Origin of the sequence: Ravibacter arvi (genome assembly GCF_039540405.1) — a bacterium.
GTDB lineage: Bacteria > Bacteroidota > Bacteroidia > Cytophagales > Spirosomataceae > Ravibacter > Ravibacter arvi.
The window spans coordinates 139752-157947 of sequence record NZ_BAABEY010000011.1 but is presented as its reverse complement, the minus strand read 5'-3'; the positions used below and the strand labels follow the sequence as shown (position 1 = coordinate 157947).

The 18196-nt window shown below is 51.8% G+C and carries 17 protein-coding genes; 9 read left to right on the top strand and 8 right to left on the bottom strand.

The genetic code is table 11. From position 1 onward, the window contains the following. The first annotated feature begins 9 nt into the window (after window positions 1-9). On the top strand, window positions 10-1866 hold the full coding sequence (locus ABD852_RS05405; protein ID WP_345027008.1) for a M1 family metallopeptidase: 1857 nt from the start codon (window positions 10-12) through the stop codon (window positions 1864-1866). On the opposite strand, the gene ABD852_RS05400 is transcribed toward ABD852_RS05405, so the two are convergent. The 3 genes from ABD852_RS05400 to ABD852_RS05390 form a co-directional block, all read right to left on the bottom strand. Further along, entirely contained in the window at window positions 1863-4451 is a 2589-nt protein-coding gene (locus ABD852_RS05400) for a DUF5686 and carboxypeptidase regulatory-like domain-containing protein (protein ID WP_345027007.1), read from the bottom strand. The genes ABD852_RS05405 and ABD852_RS05400 overlap by 4 nt on opposite strands. A gap of 5 nt (window positions 4452-4456) precedes the next feature. Beyond that, on the bottom strand, window positions 4457-4873 hold the full coding sequence (locus ABD852_RS05395; RefSeq protein WP_345027006.1) for a hypothetical protein: 417 nt from the start codon (window positions 4871-4873) through the stop codon (window positions 4457-4459). An 89-nt stretch (window positions 4874-4962) separates the two neighbouring features. Further along, window positions 4963-5919, bottom strand: coding sequence for a PDDEXK family nuclease (locus tag ABD852_RS05390; RefSeq protein WP_345027099.1), 957 nt, complete (start codon window positions 5917-5919; stop codon window positions 4963-4965). 61 nt (window positions 5920-5980) lie between these two features. Between ABD852_RS05390 and ABD852_RS05385 the strand changes: the two genes are divergently transcribed. Then, entirely contained in the window at window positions 5981-6901 is a 921-nt protein-coding gene (locus ABD852_RS05385) for an alpha/beta hydrolase (RefSeq protein WP_345027005.1), read from the top strand. A gap of 171 nt (window positions 6902-7072) precedes the next feature. Beyond that, complete coding sequence (locus ABD852_RS05380) at window positions 7073-7780, top strand: hypothetical protein (protein WP_345027004.1); 708 nt, start codon at window positions 7073-7075, stop codon at window positions 7778-7780. Window positions 7781-7786: 6 nt separating this feature from the next. Here the strand turns inward: ABD852_RS05380 and ABD852_RS05375 are convergent, their stop codons facing one another. Together ABD852_RS05375 and ABD852_RS05370 are read right to left on the bottom strand one after the other, a co-directional pair. Further along, window positions 7787-8227, bottom strand: a complete 441-nt coding sequence (locus ABD852_RS05375; protein WP_345027003.1) for a DUF3592 domain-containing protein — start codon at window positions 8225-8227, stop codon at window positions 7787-7789. A 37-nt stretch (window positions 8228-8264) separates the two neighbouring features. Continuing rightward, entirely contained in the window at window positions 8265-9269 is a 1005-nt protein-coding gene (locus ABD852_RS05370) for a YpdA family putative bacillithiol disulfide reductase (protein WP_425568768.1), read from the bottom strand. 165 nt (window positions 9270-9434) lie between these two features. Here ABD852_RS05370 and ABD852_RS05365 point away from each other — a divergent pair, with 165 nt between their 5' ends. After that, window positions 9435-10397 (top strand): aminodeoxychorismate synthase component I, encoded by a 963-nt coding sequence (locus ABD852_RS05365; RefSeq protein WP_345027002.1) that lies wholly within the window; start codon window positions 9435-9437, stop codon window positions 10395-10397. Here ABD852_RS05365 and ABD852_RS05360 read toward each other — a convergent pair. The 3 genes from ABD852_RS05360 to ABD852_RS05350 form a co-directional block, all read right to left on the bottom strand. Beyond that, complete coding sequence (locus ABD852_RS05360; RefSeq protein ID WP_345027001.1) at window positions 10369-10752, bottom strand: hypothetical protein; 384 nt, start codon at window positions 10750-10752, stop codon at window positions 10369-10371. The two genes, ABD852_RS05365 and ABD852_RS05360, sit on opposite strands and share 29 nt — an antisense overlap. A 91-nt stretch (window positions 10753-10843) precedes the next feature. Beyond that, window positions 10844-12007 (bottom strand): DUF4407 domain-containing protein, encoded by a 1164-nt coding sequence (locus tag ABD852_RS05355; RefSeq protein WP_345027000.1) that lies wholly within the window; start codon window positions 12005-12007, stop codon window positions 10844-10846. A 207-nt stretch (window positions 12008-12214) separates the two neighbouring features. Continuing rightward, a complete protein-coding gene (locus ABD852_RS05350) occupies window positions 12215-13252 on the bottom strand; it encodes a hypothetical protein (RefSeq protein ID WP_345026999.1) in 1038 nt (345 codons plus the stop codon). A 356-nt stretch (window positions 13253-13608) separates the two neighbouring features. On the opposite strand from ABD852_RS05350, the gene ABD852_RS05345 reads away from it, so the two are divergent. The 5 genes from ABD852_RS05345 (at window position 13609) to ABD852_RS05325 (ending at window position 18170) form a co-directional block, all read left to right on the top strand. After that, window positions 13609-14178, top strand: coding sequence for an HmuY family protein (locus ABD852_RS05345; RefSeq protein ID WP_345026998.1), 570 nt, complete (start codon window positions 13609-13611; stop codon window positions 14176-14178). Between the two features lie 23 nt (window positions 14179-14201). Next, a complete protein-coding gene (locus tag ABD852_RS05340; RefSeq protein WP_345026997.1) occupies window positions 14202-15038 on the top strand; it encodes a heme/hemin ABC transporter substrate-binding protein in 837 nt (278 codons plus the stop codon). A 13-nt stretch (window positions 15039-15051) separates the two neighbouring features. Then, window positions 15052-16155 carry a FecCD family ABC transporter permease gene (locus ABD852_RS05335; RefSeq protein WP_345026996.1) on the top strand — a complete coding sequence of 368 codons (1104 nt, stop codon included), beginning with the start codon at window positions 15052-15054 and terminating at the stop codon, window positions 16153-16155. After that, window positions 16152-16991, top strand: coding sequence for a heme ABC transporter ATP-binding protein (locus ABD852_RS05330; RefSeq protein WP_345026995.1), 840 nt, complete (start codon window positions 16152-16154; stop codon window positions 16989-16991). Before ABD852_RS05335 ends, ABD852_RS05330 begins: the two co-directional genes overlap by 4 nt. Window positions 16992-17120: 129 nt before the next feature. Continuing rightward, on the top strand, window positions 17121-18170 hold the full coding sequence (locus ABD852_RS05325; RefSeq protein ID WP_345026994.1) for a hemin-degrading factor: 1050 nt from the start codon (window positions 17121-17123) through the stop codon (window positions 18168-18170). Window positions 18171-18196: the final 26 nt, after the last annotated feature.

The following is an 18196-nucleotide window of genomic DNA, read 5'->3' as shown; positions in this document are numbered from 1 at the left end:
TTTTAGAAAATGAAGAAGTATTTTTTGCTTGCCGGATTTTTAATCGCGGCGTTATTAACGGCGCATGCGCAAACGGACAGGTGGCAACAGCGTGTCAGCTACGAGATGGATATCGAGTTTGACACCAAAACACATCGGTACGACGGCAGGCAAAAGCTTACCTATTTTAATAACTCCCCCGACACACTCACTCGCGTGTTCTATCATCTTTACCTGAATGCCTTCCAGCCAGGGAGCCTGATGGATGTCCGGTCACGCACGCTGCCCGATCCGGACAACAGGGTGACCGACCGGATCCGGGATCTCAAGCCCGACGAAATTGGCTATCAGAAGATTAAGCAGCTCAGGCAAAATGGCCGAGAAGTGAAGTATCACGTGGAAGGCACAATTCTGGAAGTAACCCTGGCAACACCCATTTTACCAGGGAGTAAGCATGTTTTTGACATGACGTTCGAGGCGCAGGTGCCCGTACAGATCAGGCGCACCGGGCGGATGAACAAGGAAGGAATTGACTATTCCATGGCGCAGTGGTATCCTAAAATCAGCGAGTACGACTATGAAGGCTGGCACGCCAACCCCTACATAGCCCGGGAGTTTTATGGGGTATGGGGCGACTATGACGTAAAAATTAATCTCGATGCTGCCTACACGGTCGCGGCCACCGGTTACCTGCAGAATGCCGACAAAATCGGGCACGGCTACACCGCAAAACAGGTACGGCACCAGCCTGGGTCAAAGCTTACCTGGCATTTCAAGGCGCCAAATGTACACGACTTCGTGTGGGCCGCCGACCCCGACTACGAACATACGATTGCGAAGGTGGACAATGATCTGGAATTGCACTTTTTCTATCAGCATGATAGTCTCGGAAACTGGAAAGCGCTTCAGTCTTATGCGGTAGACTGCTTCAAACTGATGAACGAACGCTTCGGGCGATATCCTTATAAGCAGTACTCCATTATCCAGGGCGGTGATGGGGGTATGGAATACCCGATGGCGACCCTCATTACGAGCGGCAGAAGTTTAGGCGGGTTGGTCAGTGTGACCGTCCACGAAGCGCTGCACAGCTGGTTTCAAATGCTGCTGGCCAATAATGAATCCAAGTATTACTGGATGGACGAGGGCTTTACCAACTATGCGCAAAGCGAAATAATGGCCAGGCTGATGCCCTCGCCCCTCGATCCCCATGTGCGTACCTATATGGCTTATCGGGACCTGGTACGTTCCGGCGTTGAAGAGCCGCTCACGACACATGCCGATCATTTTGAAACCAATAAGGCTTACGGTGTGGCTGCGTATTCAAAAGGCGCCATTTTGCTGCACCAGCTTTCCTATATCATCGGGAAAGAGGCTTTTGACGCCGGTATGAAAAGGTATTTCGCGGAGTGGAAATTCAAACATCCGAATCCTACAGATTTCAAACGGGTGATGGAAAAAGTTTCCGGCCTGGAACTTGATTGGTACTTTGAGAACTGGGTCGGCACAACCAAGGTGATAGACTATGGTGTAAACCTGGAAGAGCTGAAGGACCAGACGCGGGTCGCACTTCACAGGAAAGGTACCATGCCCATGCCGGTAGACCTTAAGGTTACTTATCAGGATGGCACGAGCGAATGGTTCTATATTCCATTGGATTTGATGCGCGGCGAAAAGAAAGAGCAACAGGCGACCATTCTTTCCGACTGGGGCTGGGCATATCCCGAATATGTCTTCACAATTGGCAAACCCTTGCCGGAAATAAAATCAGTTGAAATTGACCCGTCGCGGCGAATGGCCGACATCGACCTGTCTGACAATCGTTTCCCGGCGGCCCCGTCCACCGGGAAATCGGTACCGGTCCAGGAAGGTGAAATACTAAAGCGTTAGAAGTTGAAGAGGGTACCGATCCTGAAACCGGACCCCAAATACAAATCCTGGTCAAAATGAGTGGCAAACTCCAACCGGATCACTTTTAGCAAGCCTTCGATTCCATACACTTGCTCCGTATAAAAGTAGGTATTGGGAGTGTGGAGCATATGCCCCTGCACATATTCCTTAATTCCGAGCATACGGAGCAGGGGTAATTGCGTGAGCAACAATTTGGGCGAGCGGAAAGAGGCGTGACCCTGTACGTAGTTTTGTGCGGTACTGAACTGGTAATAGGGAAGAAGACGGAAGCCCGTCAGGTGGTCACCCAGTTGCAGTAGGGTCCGGTTGCCCATAAAGTGTTTCATATCCGGAAGCGCCATTGACTTGTTATTAAGGAAACGCCCCCCGTTGAGCTGCATCTGGAGGGTAGAAGCGGCAAACACTTTGGGCTCGTACCGCACACTTCCTTCCAGCAGATCGTAGTCCACATCGCTGCCAAAAACCGGTAGCCCCTTTTTGTAGACTACCGTGAAAACCGGGCTTCGGGGACCTGAATAACGTTTCTTTCCGTTACGCACAGAAAACTGCTGCCAGGGCCGGACGTCCAGCTGCAAAGTCAGGACGGTGTACCGGGTGTTCGGCGAGAAATAAAACGAGGGATAGTCGGCATAGTCCGGTATATTCTGATTCTCCCGTGACAGGGGTTCTCCGCGGAGAAAGCGGCCGCGTTTCTCCAGGTTGTTCAGCCAGTACCTTCGGCCTGTTTCCAGGCGTACATCCAGGTCTGCTATTTCAAATAATTCCTTTTTCCGGTAGGCTGCTTCGATAAACCGGGACTGGTACACCCGCATGTGATTCCGGTTGAGCAATAAGTAATAAAAAGAGTTGACCAGCGGGTGAATGGGATTTTGCCCGTTAACCTGCCGGATCTCCTCTCCGCCGCTCAGGGAGAACGATTGTGTTTGGCCCGAATATTGTAAGGCGAGGGTAGGGCTGAACCGGTTGCGGCCGGTAGAATAATGAACAACAGGAGAAATACGCAAGCTTCTTTCACGCGAAAACCTGCTTTGCCATTCCACGTTTATATCAAAATTAAAGGCTTCGGTGGGGTTAAACGCCAGGGATCTGAGGGGAGATGACAACGACAGCGAGCGACCGCCGCCATATCGGTAACGTCCTCCTGTCAGGAGATGAAGGGGTTTGAACCGCGTCGTATCGGCAGGAGCAGCTTTCTGTTTTCTGACGGCAACAATGCTGTCCCCGACCTGGTAGCTAACTACTTCTGTACGGGTAAGTGGCACACCTCTTACGGTGTTCCAGTACGCGGAATCGCGCCGGTTCGCCAAGGGTTCGACGACAATAGAATCGCGCCGCATTTCCCGTGGGCTTTGTCCCGGGTTTTCCGTTTTTCGTTGCTCGTTCTCATACCTGCGCACCATTTTTTTGAATTCCCTGGCGTCGGTTTTTTCTCCCGAGGAAACGTAATTCTGCAGAGATTGCTCCAGCGCCTTGTTGCCCGGCCTGGCCGGTGGCTGAGCCGCTTGCCCGGCATCCGTAATTGATACGGATTCCTTGAGTACCGGATCGACCCGAAGCTTTTCATACTGGATGGATACCACGTAGCTAAACTTCCCGGCAAAACCGAGGTAACTTCCTTTTATGTCGAAATGCTGGCTTGACGGAATCCAAACGTCCTGTGTAGGCGCATACAGTTGCTTTACATTTATATTAAAGCCCTGCCAGATGGTTTCGAGGTTAAAACTATGAATGGCCCACCGGTTGTCAAGAATGTAAATGCTGCCCCTGAACACACCTTGTTTGAACGATTTCGGCGTTACTTTTATCTTGTTGACTACCTCGCCGCGGTCTTCGAAATGGCCCTCGTATTCAAATTTGTAAATGCTCAGGGCTTTGGGCGAAAGCGGGGTCACCGTGCCGCCGACTTCAGGGTCGTAAAAGCTGGCGAATATGAATTCGTTGGGGGTCGGAGTACTGTTGTCAAGGTTGTTGCGGGTAGAGACGATTCTTTGTTTGTAAGAATTGGGCCGCGTGAAGTCTACCTTGGATACGCTTTCGTTTACAAAAGCCACGTTTTCCCTGATTCCCTGCTTTTGCATGCGGCGGCGCATCAGCAGCGGGATTTTAGTAGGCAGCGCGGTGCTTCTGGCATACACGGAAGCCGAGTAAGACCGGATTTGGAGCTGGTGATACCGCGCCTTGGCAATTGCCCGTCGCATGATAGCGTACGCGGGATCTTCGGTGTCTTTACCGACTTTCAACTCGTGAAGCACCAGGGGTTGTTCCGAAAGCTTAATGTCGAGGTCAATGGGGGTATTGCCAACCGACACCTCCCTCTCTATGGTCTTGAAGCCGAGGTGCTGGAAATGGAGAATGTGAGAGCCAGCTGCAAGGACCAGTTCGTAGCGCCCGTCTTCGTTCGCCAGTGTGCCGAGGCTAGTTCCTTTCACGTTGATCCCCGCAAAAGGAAGCGGTTTACCATTCTGATCCGTTATCTTCCCGTGAACCCCGACCAGCGCCTGTCCGCTGACAAAATGACTTGTCAGGGAAAAAAGCAGGCCGAGTATGAAAAAATATAACTTCACCGCGATCAGGACTTCGGCAATTCGGCCAGGAAGGCTTTGAGCTCGTTGGCCAGGTCATTTATCCGGCTCATGTTCTTCTCAGGAAGCCCGTTAATTGCGTCAAGTTCGGCAATCAGTTTTTCCAGGGTGGGGCGGAGCTGATTCTCCTGGTGGGTAAACCCGCCCCGATGCAGAAAGTCGACTGCAGTCTTGTTCACTGAAATCTCATAGGTGTAATCATAGCCGGAATGCCCGCGGGACAGAATTTCAATCAACTCTTTTTCTTTCAGGTCGTCTAAAATCACGTCCACGGCGTCGACGCTTATTTTGTCGGAGAGCGGAAAATCGTGCGATTTAAATTCTTCATAATCGCCCAGGTTGATTTTTTCAACCAGGAACCGGAGGTAGCGATCAGAAAGTTCAGGCGTGATGAGCTCGTTCATAGTATCGGATGTTGTATGCGGTTAGGCATGGCAATTTAACATTCGGCAGGCAAATGCCCACCTTCCTGCCATTATTTAATCTCTACGAATTAATCCGGTACGGTATTGCTTTCGGCGAGTTCGCACACCTCGTTCAGTACGATCCTTCTTTTCTTTTTTGAAAGCGCGAGCCGGTCCAGGAAATGTTCATTCTCCATAATGTCTTTTACCATGATGCAGGAGGCGGCGAGCAGCACCTCTTTTTCTTTCGGGGTGATCGTGGTCAGGCAGGTGATCGGGTACAACGCTTTCTGGTCGACCAGGTTTTTGATGCTGGCGCCGGAAGGATAGTCCCAGGATAACATCCTGATGCCGTAGTATTCTCCGAAATGGATAGAGTCCGTGGTGAGGTAGGCATTGGTGATCAGCCATCCGTTCGAAAACATCGCTTTACCACCGAAAAGCTCATATTCCCGCACGGAAATGTCTTTGATCCTGGAAAGAAGGTACATGGGGGTAGTTACCGAAATTTTGGCGTCGACGGTATTTCGGAATTTGCACTCGATCCAGAAGGTCTCCCGGTCTTTTTGAGCAATCACATCGGCTTCATGCATAACCGCCAGACCGGGTATGAGCTGTCCGGTCATGGTTTTGTACCCGTAGCTGTGAAAAAACCGGGCCACCCATTTTTCGAAATAATAACCGGCCGGCCCAAGGTCGCGAAGCGCTTTTTTTAGGCTGTACCGTGCGGCAAAGGAATTGGCTACTTTTTTTAGTTGCTTGAAGGCGAGCTGGTAAAGAGACCTCGTAGACATGCCTTCGTAGAGTGAAGGAAGAATTTCTTCAATTACCTGTTCGACTTCCTCCCGTTTTGCACCTGATTTATAGAGTGATACGCGTAGCTTTTCGAGATCGAACGGGATCTGTTCGCCTGAAAATTTGGAAAGATGAATGGGGGGATTCGGGCTTGATTGCATGGTAAGGATCTGGTTACTGCATTGGAAAGCAAAAGTAGGGAGGAATTCATAAATCGGAAACCGGTCTGACGGCGAGCCTCTTGTCTTCACCAACCGATTTTGTATTTTTGGAAGCGGAACCTGATCCGGAGCGGCTCAAACCTTATTTCCCATGACCAGACTAAAACTGACCTGTTTTATTACACTTTTTATGATGACCGGAGCAATGGCGCAGAGCCAGGTAATTCCGCTTTGGCCGGAGGGCCAGATTCCGAATGCTATCCGGAATGATATTGTGGAGAAATCGGAAACGGACGATAAAGGCATCCTGCGCATCAGCGGGGTAACGGTACCAACCATGACCGTCTTTCTGCCGGAGAAAAGCAAAGCAACGGGAGCGGCGGTACTGATTTGTCCGGGCGGCGGCTACGGGATCCTGGCGGCGAGCCACGAGGGCAGCGATCTTGCCAGGTGGTTTAACGAGCGGGGAATCGCCGGGGTGGTGCTCAAGTACCGGTTACCCAACGCCAAGGCCATGGTACGTCAGCACGAAGTACCTTTGACCGATGCCATGCAGGCGATGAAGCTGATCCGGAAAAATGCGGGCGAGTGGCGGATTGACCCGGACAAGATCGGCGTAATGGGCTTTTCCGCCGGAGGACACCTGGCGGCCACACTGTCTACCCATTATCACCGTGGTGAAAAGGCGTCGGAGGGAGCAAAGCCGAACTTTTCGATCCTGATGTACCCGGTTATTACTTTTTCCCAATTGAATACGCATATTGGTTCCAGAAAGAACCTGCTCGGCCCCGACAGCTCGGCCGCGCTCGTCACTTACTACTCCAATGAACTGCAGGTAGATGAAAAGACGCCACCTGCTTTCCTGGTCCATTCTGAAGACGACAAGGCAGTTCCGATAGAAAACAGCATTGGCTATTACCTGGCCTTAAAAAAATACAAGATCCCTGCCGAGGCGCATTTCTACCCGGAGGGCGGGCACGGTTACGGGTTACGGACAGACGGGAAAGGCTCACTTGCCGGATGGCCGCAAGCCCTGGAAAACTGGCTGAAGTCGAGGGGGTATCAGAAGTAGGGGTGAGGTATGAGGTGTGAGGTGTGAGGGGTGAGGGGTGAGCTGGATCCGGTGTTGATGCCAGTGATTGATTATTTCGAATTCCATCTCCAATTCCAATTCCAATTTCCGATTTCCGACTTCTGATCTCCGATTTCCGATTTCCGACTCCCAATCCAACATTCCCGCTCAATGCTATCAGTACTTATTATTTCGTGGTTGCTGAATTTCGTGCCTGCCGGCGAGGCAGGACCTCTAAAAAAGCCGGAAAAGCTCCACTTCACCCAGGCTTGGGTTTGGCAATATCAAAATGACTGGATGCCTGCCGGAGACATCGGGCATCGGGGTGAATTTTTGGTTTATCGCGATACAACGGCCAATACCTGGCTGTTTGATGCAAAGGGTTACGGAAGAACCGGCAGCGGGTTTGACTTTATTGTCGGCAATCCGGACGGACAGTTTGTCTTCTGCTTCAAAGATGACAAGGGAAAAAAGCGGCGATCCGTCAGGAGTATTTCGGAAATCACGACCTCGAGAAGTGACGACAGGATTATCAAACAAGAATTTGAGGCTTCCAATCAGGCCACCGGCAAGTCCCGTAGTTTCGATTTGCAGGCCGGAGTGGCAACGGCCGGGAAAGAGTTTGTTTTCAGTCCTTCCCGCAGCGAAGAAAAGACTTTTCGTTACCTGGCCGATACCCAGGTGGATTTTCAATCCATTGTCTATTTCAACTTTATAGAGGGCGAAGTGAAGCTACCTTACCATTTTCCTACCGATATTCCGTTGGGAAAAATGTTATTGGAAGACAGCACCACCTACCAGGATGGAAGAAAGATTGTTTTCCGGCTGAAGGCAATCGGCCCTGCCGAGATAAAAGTCGATCTCTCCCAATACCGGTAGGGGAAGTCAGACCGTACCAAGGTTGATAAACACCACGTAGGCAATAAACAAACCGACCACAAGCACCATGACGCCGGTAACAAGGGTGGTCCATTTGTTTTCTGCTTTCAGACCGAGCTGCGGTATGTTGCAGACGGATGGATCGGATTCAAGGTAAACCAGGTCCACCTGCGAGCCGACTGGTATAATTTCGCCTTCGCTCAGCTCTTTCCGGTGGCGCACCACATGGTCTTTGCCCGAAGGCGTCGGGAAGCGTACCGCGATTTCACTCAGTTTGGTATCTTTACTTTGTTGCAGACCCAGGTTCCGCACCTCCAGGAGGAGGCCCTGGGTAGCGATACCATTTGTATTAAGCCCGTTTATCTTGGTTTTGTAGACCAGGAAGTTGCGTATGAAGTAAGCGGCAACCAGGATGCTCACAACTGCGATAGCGAAGACAATGGTCATAGTTTGCGTCTTTTGGTGATTGAATGTATAGTGAAAGTCAGATCCGGTCAATCAGTTCCTTTACCTTCCTAATGGGTTTTCCGACAATGTGATCTGCGATAGCAGCCGCGTGCTCGCGGCCGTTTTCGATGAAAACTTTCTCCGTAAAAATACCGGCCATTACCGTTCCGCACAAGTAAAGGCCCGGTACGTTGGTTTCAAAGGTTTCTGCGTCGCGGAAAGGGACTTTGGTAACAGGGTCCATGGCAACCCCGCATCTTGCCAGCAAATGTTCGTCCGGCAGGTAACCGGTGAGCAGGAAAGTAAAATCGGCCGGAAGCGTCTCCGGCTCATTGGTTTCAAGGTTTTTGATCCGGACAAGTCCCTTCCCGATTTCCGTTACTTCGGAGTTGAACCGGACGTTGATCCTGCCTTCTTTAATCCGGTTCAGAACGTCCGGGATCAGCCAGTATTTTACGGTTTTTCGAAAGCTGTCGCCCCGGTGAACAATGGTGACGCGTGCGTCTGTCCGGTACAGCTCAAGCGCCGCTTCGACAACCGAGTTCGCGCCACCCACCAGCACTACATCGGTGAAAGAGTACTTGAAGGCCTCGTCGTAGTAATGAGAAACATGTGGTAGCTCCTCGCCGGGAATATTGAGCTTTCGGGGCAGGTCGAAATAACCGGTAGCCAGTACTACTTTCCTGGCAATGAATGAGTTACCGCTTTTGGTCACCACATGGAACAAGCCGTCGGGCTGCTTTTCTACCAGATCCACCGTGGTAAAAAGCTGAAAATTAAGCTGATAGTAGCCGGCTACTTTCCGGTAGTACTGAAGCGCCTCATCCCGGTTTGCTTTGAAGTCGGCGATAGTAAAGGGAAGACCGCCAATGGAAATATTGTCTACCGTCGAAAAAAAGCGCATTTTTCGCGGGTATTTTCGCAGCGATTCAGTCAGACTTCCTTTTTCCAGGATCAGGTGAGTCAGGCCATATTTGGCCGCTTCAACTCCCATGGCCAGTCCACACGGGCCGGCCCCCACTATCACAACGTCGTAAACCAATTGAATTCGGGTTTGATGAAAACAAATACTCCAATAGCCAAAAATACGTCTTTTTTTATAAGGTCAGGACGCCTAGTTTTGCAACCTCAGTGAGTTATCACGTTTGATTGGGTTTAGAAAGAGAAATTACCGTTCATGTCTGTTTTCGGCGAATTTTGTGATTTGATGGATCAATACGGAGCGTCGGGAATCCCTTTTATCTTCGCGGTCGACTACAAATGCCTGAAGCCGCTGATCTGGAAAGCCGGGGAAGTGCCTCCGGATGTCAGCTACAATTTTGGCGGTTTTTCCAATTGCAGCGATGATGACAATACCGGCATGGCTGCAGCAGGTTTCTTAAAGCATCCGCTTTCATTTGAGTGCTATGAAAAGAGCTTTTCACTGGTAAAAAAAAATATCGGAAGAGGCGAATCGTTCCTGGTCAATCTGTCGGCGCCTACGCCTGTTGAAACGGAACTCTCATTCCCGGAGATTTTTGCCCGGAGCCGGGCCCGGTACCGTTTCAGACTAGCTGACGAATTTGTGTGCTTTTCCCCTGAAACTTTCGTGAAGATCCGGGACGGGATCATCGCTACCAACCCGATGAAGGGGACCATTGATGCAGGAATGCCCGGCGCTGCCCAGCTTGTGCTGGATAATCCGAAAGAAGCGGCGGAACACGCCACCATTGTGGACCTGCTGCGGAATGACCTCAGCCGGGTAGCGGAAAAAGTCTGGGTGGAGCGGTACCGGTACCTTGATACCATTCGTACCTCCGATAAAACACTTCTGCAGGTCAGCTCGGAAATCCAGGGGGTATTACGCAGTGAGCTCAGGCGGTCTTTCGGAACCGTTTTGTCGGAAATGCTTCCAGCCGGTTCGGTTACGGGCGCTCCCAAAGTGCGGACCTGCCAGATAATCGAGGAAGCGGAGGGGTATGAAAGAGGCTATTACACCGGCGTGATGGGGTATTTCGACGGCGAATGTTTTGACAGCGCCGTTATGATCCGTTTTATCGAACGGGGGGCATCCGGGCTGATTTTTAAAAGCGGGGGCGGCATTACCGCCAACAGCGACGCGCGGTCGGAATACCTCGAGTTGATCGACAAGGTTTACCTGCCTATTCCGGCATCTCCCGCTGAAAGTTGATTTCGGTCAGCAAACTGACGGCGTTGAAGCGAAAAATTAGCTTGTTGGCTTCAGCAGACCGATTTTTATCCTGGCACTGAGGTCCGGATTCAACAAAATAGATGTAGATTTTCTGATTCCTCGTCCCCAGTTGCTGAATGTCCGGCGCCCCGAACATTTTGCCGATTTCATTTGAGTTCTTGCCCAGTAATTCCGGTTTGACCTTGCCGATGTCGGGGATTTCTTCCTTGCGGAAATCCTGGCAGGCGCCGCGGTCATTGCGCCATCGCTCCAGGTCGATGTCTCCAAATTTGGCAGGTCCGCTGCATGAAAATGCTGCCGCCGCAATAACAATAAGCCAGAAGGTATGTCGCATAGTGAGCCGGATTAAAGTGCGAATTTAAGCCGGTTTTACCAGAGCGGAGGTCTTGAGCCGATATTTTTGATAAAACTGCGGACCCGTCGCATTACCAGCGGAGACTGGTGCGTCCCAGCTTGTCCTTTTCTTCCTCTTTCCAGTGTTGAATCGTTTCGTCAAGCAATTCGTCTTCAGCGGCGGCAAATTTGCGGCGGATCCGCTGGGCGCGGCTTACTTTTTCTTCCGTCTGGTATTTTTCTTCGTCGGCGAAACGCAGCAGGCGGGCTTCGCTGCGCTGGCGGTTTTTGGCTACCTTCTCCTCTTTGTAAATTTTAAGCTCCTGTTCATGCGCTTCCAGCAATTCGTCATAGGGACCGCGGGAGGAAATAAATTTGACAAAAATCGGGGCGATTTCAATCGCGATAAACAGCAGAACGAGGAAGATGTTGGCCAGGTACATGGCATTGCTTTCAGCGGTTAATGCCCCAAGGGCCTCTATGCGTGCCGCAAACCCGTCATAATGATCTATGCTGACTTTCTGCTGCACCACTACCTGGTCTTCTTTTTTCCGAAGCTCCAGGATCTGGTTTTCGAGCACGGCAATCTGACCGTGCACGCGGGTTTCGGTCTCGGTCAGGTCACGTTGGGCGTCGTTAAGCTGTTGTTCTTTTTTCCGGGCATTGGTCCCGATGCCGGCGATGCCGGTGGTTCCGGTTGTTTTGGTCCCGAAGCGCTCAAAATCGTATTCCTGCTGTTTCTCGTCTCGGAACCTGGTCTTATCGGCTATTTCCTGTTTCAGAGCTGCAATTTTGCCTTCAGTTTCAGCAAATTCAGGGAGCCCTTTGCGAATGGCTTCCCTGGTACGGATCATTTCTTCGGATTTCCTTACGTCAAGCTTCCGGTTGATTTCCTTCTCAAATATTTTTAATTCGAGCGGCTTCGAAATTACCACTGCCAGCAAAACAGCCAGTCCCAGCCTCGGCAGCACCATTTTGAATTCCGACCAGAATTTCCCGGTTTTCACCAGGCTGCTCACGATGTACCGGTCGAGGTTGAAAATCATCATTCCCCAGACAAGCCCGAAAAACGCGGCGATCCAAATGTTCTCAAAAACCGTGAACAATGCGTATCCTGCCGATAATGAGGCCAGAACACCGGTAAAGAAAACAGTTGCCCCGATGCCGGCATACTTCTCTGATTCGCTGGGGCAGCGCATCAGAATGGAACGGTTTACGCCGGAGCAAAACCAAAAGAAATCGCGGAATGACTTCATGACAGGGGTCGTTTTTTTCTGAGGTGTGAGGTATGGGGTGCAAGCCGGCCCACACCCCATACCTCACACCTCACACCTAACCATAAAAATACGATTAAACTCCATGGGTTTGCAACTCGCAATGGGTAAGCGGTTCCTTTTAAATATAAATGGCAACGGGCGCCTCTTATCAGGCGCCCGTTGCCATGGAGCATACAGGTCTCAGGCTTAGAAGTGAACCTGTAAGCCTGCGGTCCATCCGAAATTCAGACCGTTGAAGCGGTCTCCCTTTTCACGTGTCCAGACAGGTCTGAACGGGAAGTTGAAGTCGTCGTCGTCTTTGTCGTAGTAGGTGAAACTGAAGCTTGGGCCGGCGAAAAACTCAAGTTTGTCTGCTACTTTTAAGGCCGGGAGAAGGCGGAGGGTGACCATTTGAACACCGTCGTCATCAAATGATTTCATCAGGGAGCGGGACACAGCCTCGCTTTTCAGACGGAACATCGGGCCGAATTTCCAGTTGGCGCCGAGACCGCCCTCCATTGCCAGGTATTGGTCGCCACCGGGTCGCTTGTTATAGCCTACGCCGATAATGCTGTAGAGTTTTCTTCCGCCGGAACGAAATACGATGGTGGTCGTCATTGTCTCGTCCAACTGCGCCCCAAGTCCCTTTTCTCCGTTCTTGATAAGGTTGATCACACCGATGGAATAATCGCTACTCTCCGCAATATTCAGGAATCCAGAGAGTTGAACGCCGCTTACATGGCGTGCGATGTTGATGAAGCCGCCAATCTGGGAGTTTACATCGACCGCCCTGTTACCGACTCCGGCCACCTGTACGCCTCTTACATTGCCTTTTGAATGGTTGAAAACGCCGGCCACCTGGTTGTCGACCGCACCCGACAAGTTGTAGACGCCCGCAACCTGAATGCCGCGGGTTGTGTCTCTGACATAGTTGCCGATTCCGGCAATCTGAGCACCCGAAGCCCTTCCGCCGACCTGGTTGATAAGCCCGGCTACCTGTACGCCTTCTGCGTTGTTCCTAATAATATTGGCCAGGCCGGCCAGCGCAAACCCGGTTTCATTTTTGGAATAGCCCGAAAGGAAATGAAAGGAGAACCGGTTCGAAATCTCACCGGCGGCTTTTCCGTTGGTGCTGAGCGGATAAATAAAACCCACGTGGAAAGTAGAGGTGCTGTCTTTTTGAGCGGTTACGTTAGTTCCCGCCAATAGCAGGGTAACCAGCGCTGCGAAAGTAAAATGTTTCATTTGTGTGAAAGAGGTTTGAGCAGCGCGGCGGACCGCTGTGAGCCGTGAGGTGTTGGCTTTCATTGCTATACTATTAAATGGTTATAAAAAGGTTGATGCCGCAGCGGTGGACCGCCGTGAGTGATGGGTTTTCGTTAATCGGCGGCGGACCATATGGCGCCGGCGCCTGGAACCCTATCACTCATGGCTATCCTTACGACAACGCTGCCAGCGTTTGCCCTAATTTTTTTGGACTTTTTTCTCATGACTGCCTGTGCGGCCTGAAGAATGGTACAGGATGATTATTAATTTTATTTGAATCAATTCTAAACAATTGTATATTGCGGGCCGGTAATCACTTTGTACAGTCATTCTGAATGAAATCTAAAAGCGCTTTCCTGATTTTTTTCGTGTTGCTGGCGTCGCTGCAGGCCGTTGATGCGCAGCCGCTCCGGCCGGTAACGATAAAGAACCTGCCGGCCGATCCGGACCCGCAATCCAACCGGTATACATTATTCAGTTTTGCCAGGGGAGAAGCTGTGCCTTTGAAAGAGATGGAGACAGACCAGTGGGACCTGGGGTTCAAAGGAACAAGCATTATTGTCAACGGCGGTGGGGAGCGGAAAGGAAAAGGCGGCGTTTTTCTGGTAAACGGTACCTTTGACGCACTCGAAAAGCTTCCCGAAAATACCCGCTGGCATACGGACGAGCCGGAGAAGCCGGCGATTCCGGCGGGCTCAGGGAACGGTTGGTATGAGTACGTGTTCACCACCCACGAAATTAAGCCGTTGCCCAACCGGGTACTGTTGATCAGGACCGCGGCCGGCAATTACGCCAAAGTAGAAATCATCAGCTATTACCGGGATATAGAAGGAGAAACAGACGCGCCGGGGAGGTATTACACTTTCAGGTACGTTTACCAGCCGGATGGTACGGGGAAATTCTGATACGCAATCATAAATTCTTTTCAATGCGTTTTTTTTATCGTTTGGCCGCCAGGATTCCCGGATTCATTTGCTTGCTGATAGCCGTTTCAACGGTTGTTCCTGCACAGCGAATTGTTTCGACAGACGGCACACTCAGCGAAATTATTTGCGGTCTGGGGCTTCAGCCGAAAATAGTCGGGGTGGATGTCACCAGCACCTTTCCGGCAGCGCTGAAAAAGCTCAGGCAAATCGGGCACAATCGCAACATCTCGGCAGAAGGCGTGTTATCGCTCAACCCCGATCTTATTCTGGTAAACAGCAAGGCTAGCCTCAACCCGAAGCTCGTCGGCCAGTTGAAGCAAACGGGCAAAAAAGTGGCGGTTTTTGACCATGAGTATTCCATTGAAGGAACAAAGAAACTGATACGTGAGGTAGGAGCTTATTTCAGTAAAGAGGCAGAAGCCGAAATCATGGTCAAAAAAATAGACAGGGATCTTGCCGCGGTCAAGAGAGGCAGAGGTAGCAAAAAGGTGCTTTTTATTTACGCACGCGGCGCAGGGACCCTCATGGTTTCGGGCGAAGCCACCCAGGTGGACCGGATGATCCGGCTGTCCGGTAATAAAAACGCCGCGACGGGGTTTAAAGAATACAAGCCGCTAACCAGCGAGGCAGTACTGGCGGCCAACCCGGACTATCTTCTTCTTTTTGAAGACGGGTTGAAAAGTTTGGGTGGGGTAGATGGTTTGCTGAAAGTGCCGGGTGTTGCCCATACCAAAGCCGGGAAGAACAGGAAAATAATCGAGATGGACGGGCTTTTTCTGATGGGATTCGGACCGCGCGTAGGAGCCGCGCTTGCCGAGCTGTCCGAAAAGATTCGCTAGCCTGTATCGCAGAATGGTTGAAGAAAAAATAGCTGAGCGCGAAAGTATCACGGGGCAGGTTATCCAGAGAAAGCCCCGCTCCCGGAAACACTTGACGGGGCTGGGTTTGCTGACGTTTATCCTGGCCTTGACCGCGGTCTCCTCGGCGGGCGTCGGCGCCGTACCTGTTTCGCCTGCCGAGCTTTGGGGAATAGTAACTTCGAAGCTGTTCGGCGCTGCGCAGTTCGCCTACCGCGAGGAGCAGGAAGTTGTATTCTGGTTCATCAGGTTGCCGCGCATTTGCCTGGGAATCCTGGTAGGAGCAGGCCTTTCGGTGGCAGGGGCACTGTTACAGGGGTTGTTCCGGAATCCGCTGGCCGATCCTACTTTGATCGGGATTTCTTCCGGCGCTATGCTGGCGGCCGTATTGACCATTGTTTTTAGCATAGGACTGGGTTTCCTGGGCGGATATATGGCAAGTTACTCGCTGGCAGTTGCTGCTTTTTCGGGTGCCTGCCTGACCACGCTCCTGGTTTACCGCCTTGCCCGGGCCAACGGTGAATTCAAGATCAGCACCATGTTACTGGTAGGTATTGCCATCAATGCCTTCGTAATGGCCGTGACGGGACTTATCACCAGCCTGGCAAACGATCAGCAGCTAAGAGATCTGACCTTTTGGAACCTGGGCAGCCTGGGTGGAGCGACCTGGACAAATGTGTTGACGCTGCTGCCCTTTGTGGCAGCGACGCTGGTTTATACACCCGGGCTCTCCAAGTCATTGAATCTCCTTGCGCTGGGTGAAAACCAGGCGGGTTATCTCGGGGTGGACCTGCGCGTTCTCCGACGCCGGTGTATCGTTCTTGCGACGCTGGCGGTGGGTGTTTCGGTAGCAATGGCCGGTAACATCGGGTTTGTGGCATTGATTGTGCCGCATATGGTCAGAAAGGTATTCGGGCCTGATCACCGCGTGGTGATACCGGCTTCCGCGCTGGGTGGCGCCATTATACTAACGGTTGCCGACACGCTTTCCAGGACTTTGACAGCACCTGCAGAATTGCCTATCGGCGTGATTACCGCCCTCATGGGCGCGCCTGTCTTTATCTATATCCTGCTTAAAGAAACCGGGCGACGCGTATGATGGAAATACTGGAAGTCGGGTACAAGGCCAATGGACGGTCACTGATAACGGATGTCAGCCTTCGTATTGAAGCCGGGAGGTTCGTGGCGATCGTGGGACCTAACGGCGCGGGGAAGTCGACTTTTCTCAAGCTGCTCACCGGAGAGCTAACGCCCGCCTGCGGGAGCATCAGGCTGGAAGGCAGGGACCTGAAGCGGTACCGACAACCGGAGCTGGCAAGAAGGCGGGCAGTGCTGGCTCAGCAGAACCACGTTTCTCTCCCTTTTAGTGTCCGCGAGATCGTAATGATGGGCCGTTATCCTTTCCATAAAAACGCCCCGGAGGAAAGGGATTTTGCGATTGTAGAAGCTTGTCTGCGGGAGGTTGAAATGCTCGGGCTGGCCGACCGGGTTTTCCCGACACTTTCGGGTGGCGAACAGCAGCGCGCACAACTTGCCAAAGCCCTCGCCCAGATTTGGGAAATTACCGGCGCTTTTCTTTTCCTGGATGAACCTACCAATGGGCTGGATCTTCGTCATCAGTGCCATTCACTGGAAATTGCACGGCAACTGGCCGGCAAGGGAACGGGTGTCGTAGCAGTTCTTCACGACCTGAATATGGCGCTGCAATATGCCGATGAGGTGGTGATGATGCAGCATGGAAAAGTGTATGCGAAGGGACGGCCGGAAGAAACGCTGACAGAAGAAAACATCCGCCGGGTTTTCGATGTTCAGGTCAGACTGGTAAAACTGCCGGAATCGGGAGAGCGAATTGTTTTGGAAGTCGGAAATCGGAAATCAGCGATCGGAAATCAGGAATCAGCAATCAGCGATCGGAAATCAGCAATTGGAAAATAAAAAAATAAACAGGGCTAGTCGGTAATTTTTAGCCAGGACAGGAATTGGAAACCGGCGCAACCGGGCCTATGCGGCGCGGCCGATTTCCGACTTCCGATTTCCGACTTCCCATTAACCCCAAACAGAGACATGACAAATGCAGCAACACAACATGCCGCCAGCCTCAGGGAGAGGTGGCAGGCTTTCAGGCTGATCAATCCCAAGGTGAGGATCAGGGACGCCGCCCGGGAGTTGGGTACGACCGAAGCCGAACTGGTGGCCACAGGAACAGGAATCGGCACGACACGGCTTCGGCCCGAATTCGAGGCCATACTGAGAGAAGTGGAGCAACTTGGCCATGTAATGGCGCTCACACGAAACGATTCGGTAGTTCATGAAAGAAAGGGGATTTATCTCAATCCTTCCTTTAATCCGCACGTCGGGCTTTTCGTAGGCGAAGACATTGATCTGAGGCTTTTTATGGGTCCGTGGGCTTTTGGATTTGCAGTAAGCGAAGGAGATAAGCACAGCCTGCAGTTTTTTGCGAAAGACGGTGAGGCTATTCACAAAATCTACCTGACGGAGCGAAGCAACCGGGAAGCGTTCGAGGCGTTGGTGAAAAAGTTCGCCGCCGGGCTTCAATCACCGGAATTGCAGGTGGAGACTCCAAAAGAAAAGGGCTATGTATTTGAAGGGATCAGTGCCGAAAATGCAAAGCTTTTCCGTCAGGAATGGGCGGAACTCAGGGATACGCATGATTTCTTCGGACTGCTCAAAAAGTTCGAATTGCCTCGGCGCGAAGCGATGCGCTACGCCCCTGAGGGGCTCGCCTATCAGGTAAGTCCTGGCACAGTGCGCCTGGTATTGCAGGCGGCCGCCGAAAAAGCGCTGCCGGTGATGGTTTTCGTGGGCAACCAGGGGTGTATACAGATCCACACCGGGACCGTCAGCAAGCTTTTCGAAATGGGACCCTGGTACAATGTAATGGATCCTGAGTTCAACCTTCATCTCAGGGAAGACGCTATTGCAGAAGCCTGGGTAGTTATCAAGCCTACCGACGACGGCGTTGTGACGGCGTTGGAAGTTTTCGATGCACACGGTGAAATGGTGGTGCAGTTTTTTGGAAAACGGAAGCCCGGGAAGCCCGAGTTGCAGGAATGGCGGGACCTCGTGAAAGCAAATGCCGTGCGAATATCGTAAACCCCACCAGGGAATATTCAAGGAGG

Bases quoted from the DNA above. Each gene is read 5' to 3' on its own strand.
- ABD852_RS05405 (WP_345027008.1), top strand. From the start codon at position 10: ATGAAGAAGTATTTTTTGCTTGCCGGATTTTTAATCGCGGCGTTATTA.
- ABD852_RS05395 (WP_345027006.1), bottom strand. From the start codon at position 4,873: ATGAACGAGCTCATCACGCCTGAACTTTCTGATCGCTACCTCCGGTTC.
- ABD852_RS05385 (WP_345027005.1), top strand. From the start codon at position 5,981: ATGACCAGACTAAAACTGACCTGTTTTATTACACTTTTTATGATGACC.
- ABD852_RS05380 (WP_345027004.1), top strand. From the start codon at position 7,073: ATGCTATCAGTACTTATTATTTCGTGGTTGCTGAATTTCGTGCCTGCC.
- ABD852_RS05375 (WP_345027003.1), bottom strand. From the start codon at position 8,227: ATGACCATTGTCTTCGCTATCGCAGTTGTGAGCATCCTGGTTGCCGCT.
- ABD852_RS05365 (WP_345027002.1), top strand. From the start codon at position 9,435: ATGGATCAATACGGAGCGTCGGGAATCCCTTTTATCTTCGCGGTCGAC.
- ABD852_RS05360 (WP_345027001.1), bottom strand. From the start codon at position 10,752: ATGCGACATACCTTCTGGCTTATTGTTATTGCGGCGGCAGCATTTTCA.
- ABD852_RS05355 (WP_345027000.1), bottom strand. From the start codon at position 12,007: ATGAAGTCATTCCGCGATTTCTTTTGGTTTTGCTCCGGCGTAAACCGT.
- ABD852_RS05350 (WP_345026999.1), bottom strand. From the start codon at position 13,252: ATGAAACATTTTACTTTCGCAGCGCTGGTTACCCTGCTATTGGCGGGA.
- ABD852_RS05345 (WP_345026998.1), top strand. From the start codon at position 13,609: ATGAAATCTAAAAGCGCTTTCCTGATTTTTTTCGTGTTGCTGGCGTCG.
- ABD852_RS05340 (WP_345026997.1), top strand. From the start codon at position 14,202: ATGCGTTTTTTTTATCGTTTGGCCGCCAGGATTCCCGGATTCATTTGC.
- ABD852_RS05335 (WP_345026996.1), top strand. From the start codon at position 15,052: ATGGTTGAAGAAAAAATAGCTGAGCGCGAAAGTATCACGGGGCAGGTT.
- ABD852_RS05330 (WP_345026995.1), top strand. From the start codon at position 16,152: ATGATGGAAATACTGGAAGTCGGGTACAAGGCCAATGGACGGTCACTG.
- ABD852_RS05325 (WP_345026994.1), top strand. From the start codon at position 17,121: ATGACAAATGCAGCAACACAACATGCCGCCAGCCTCAGGGAGAGGTGG.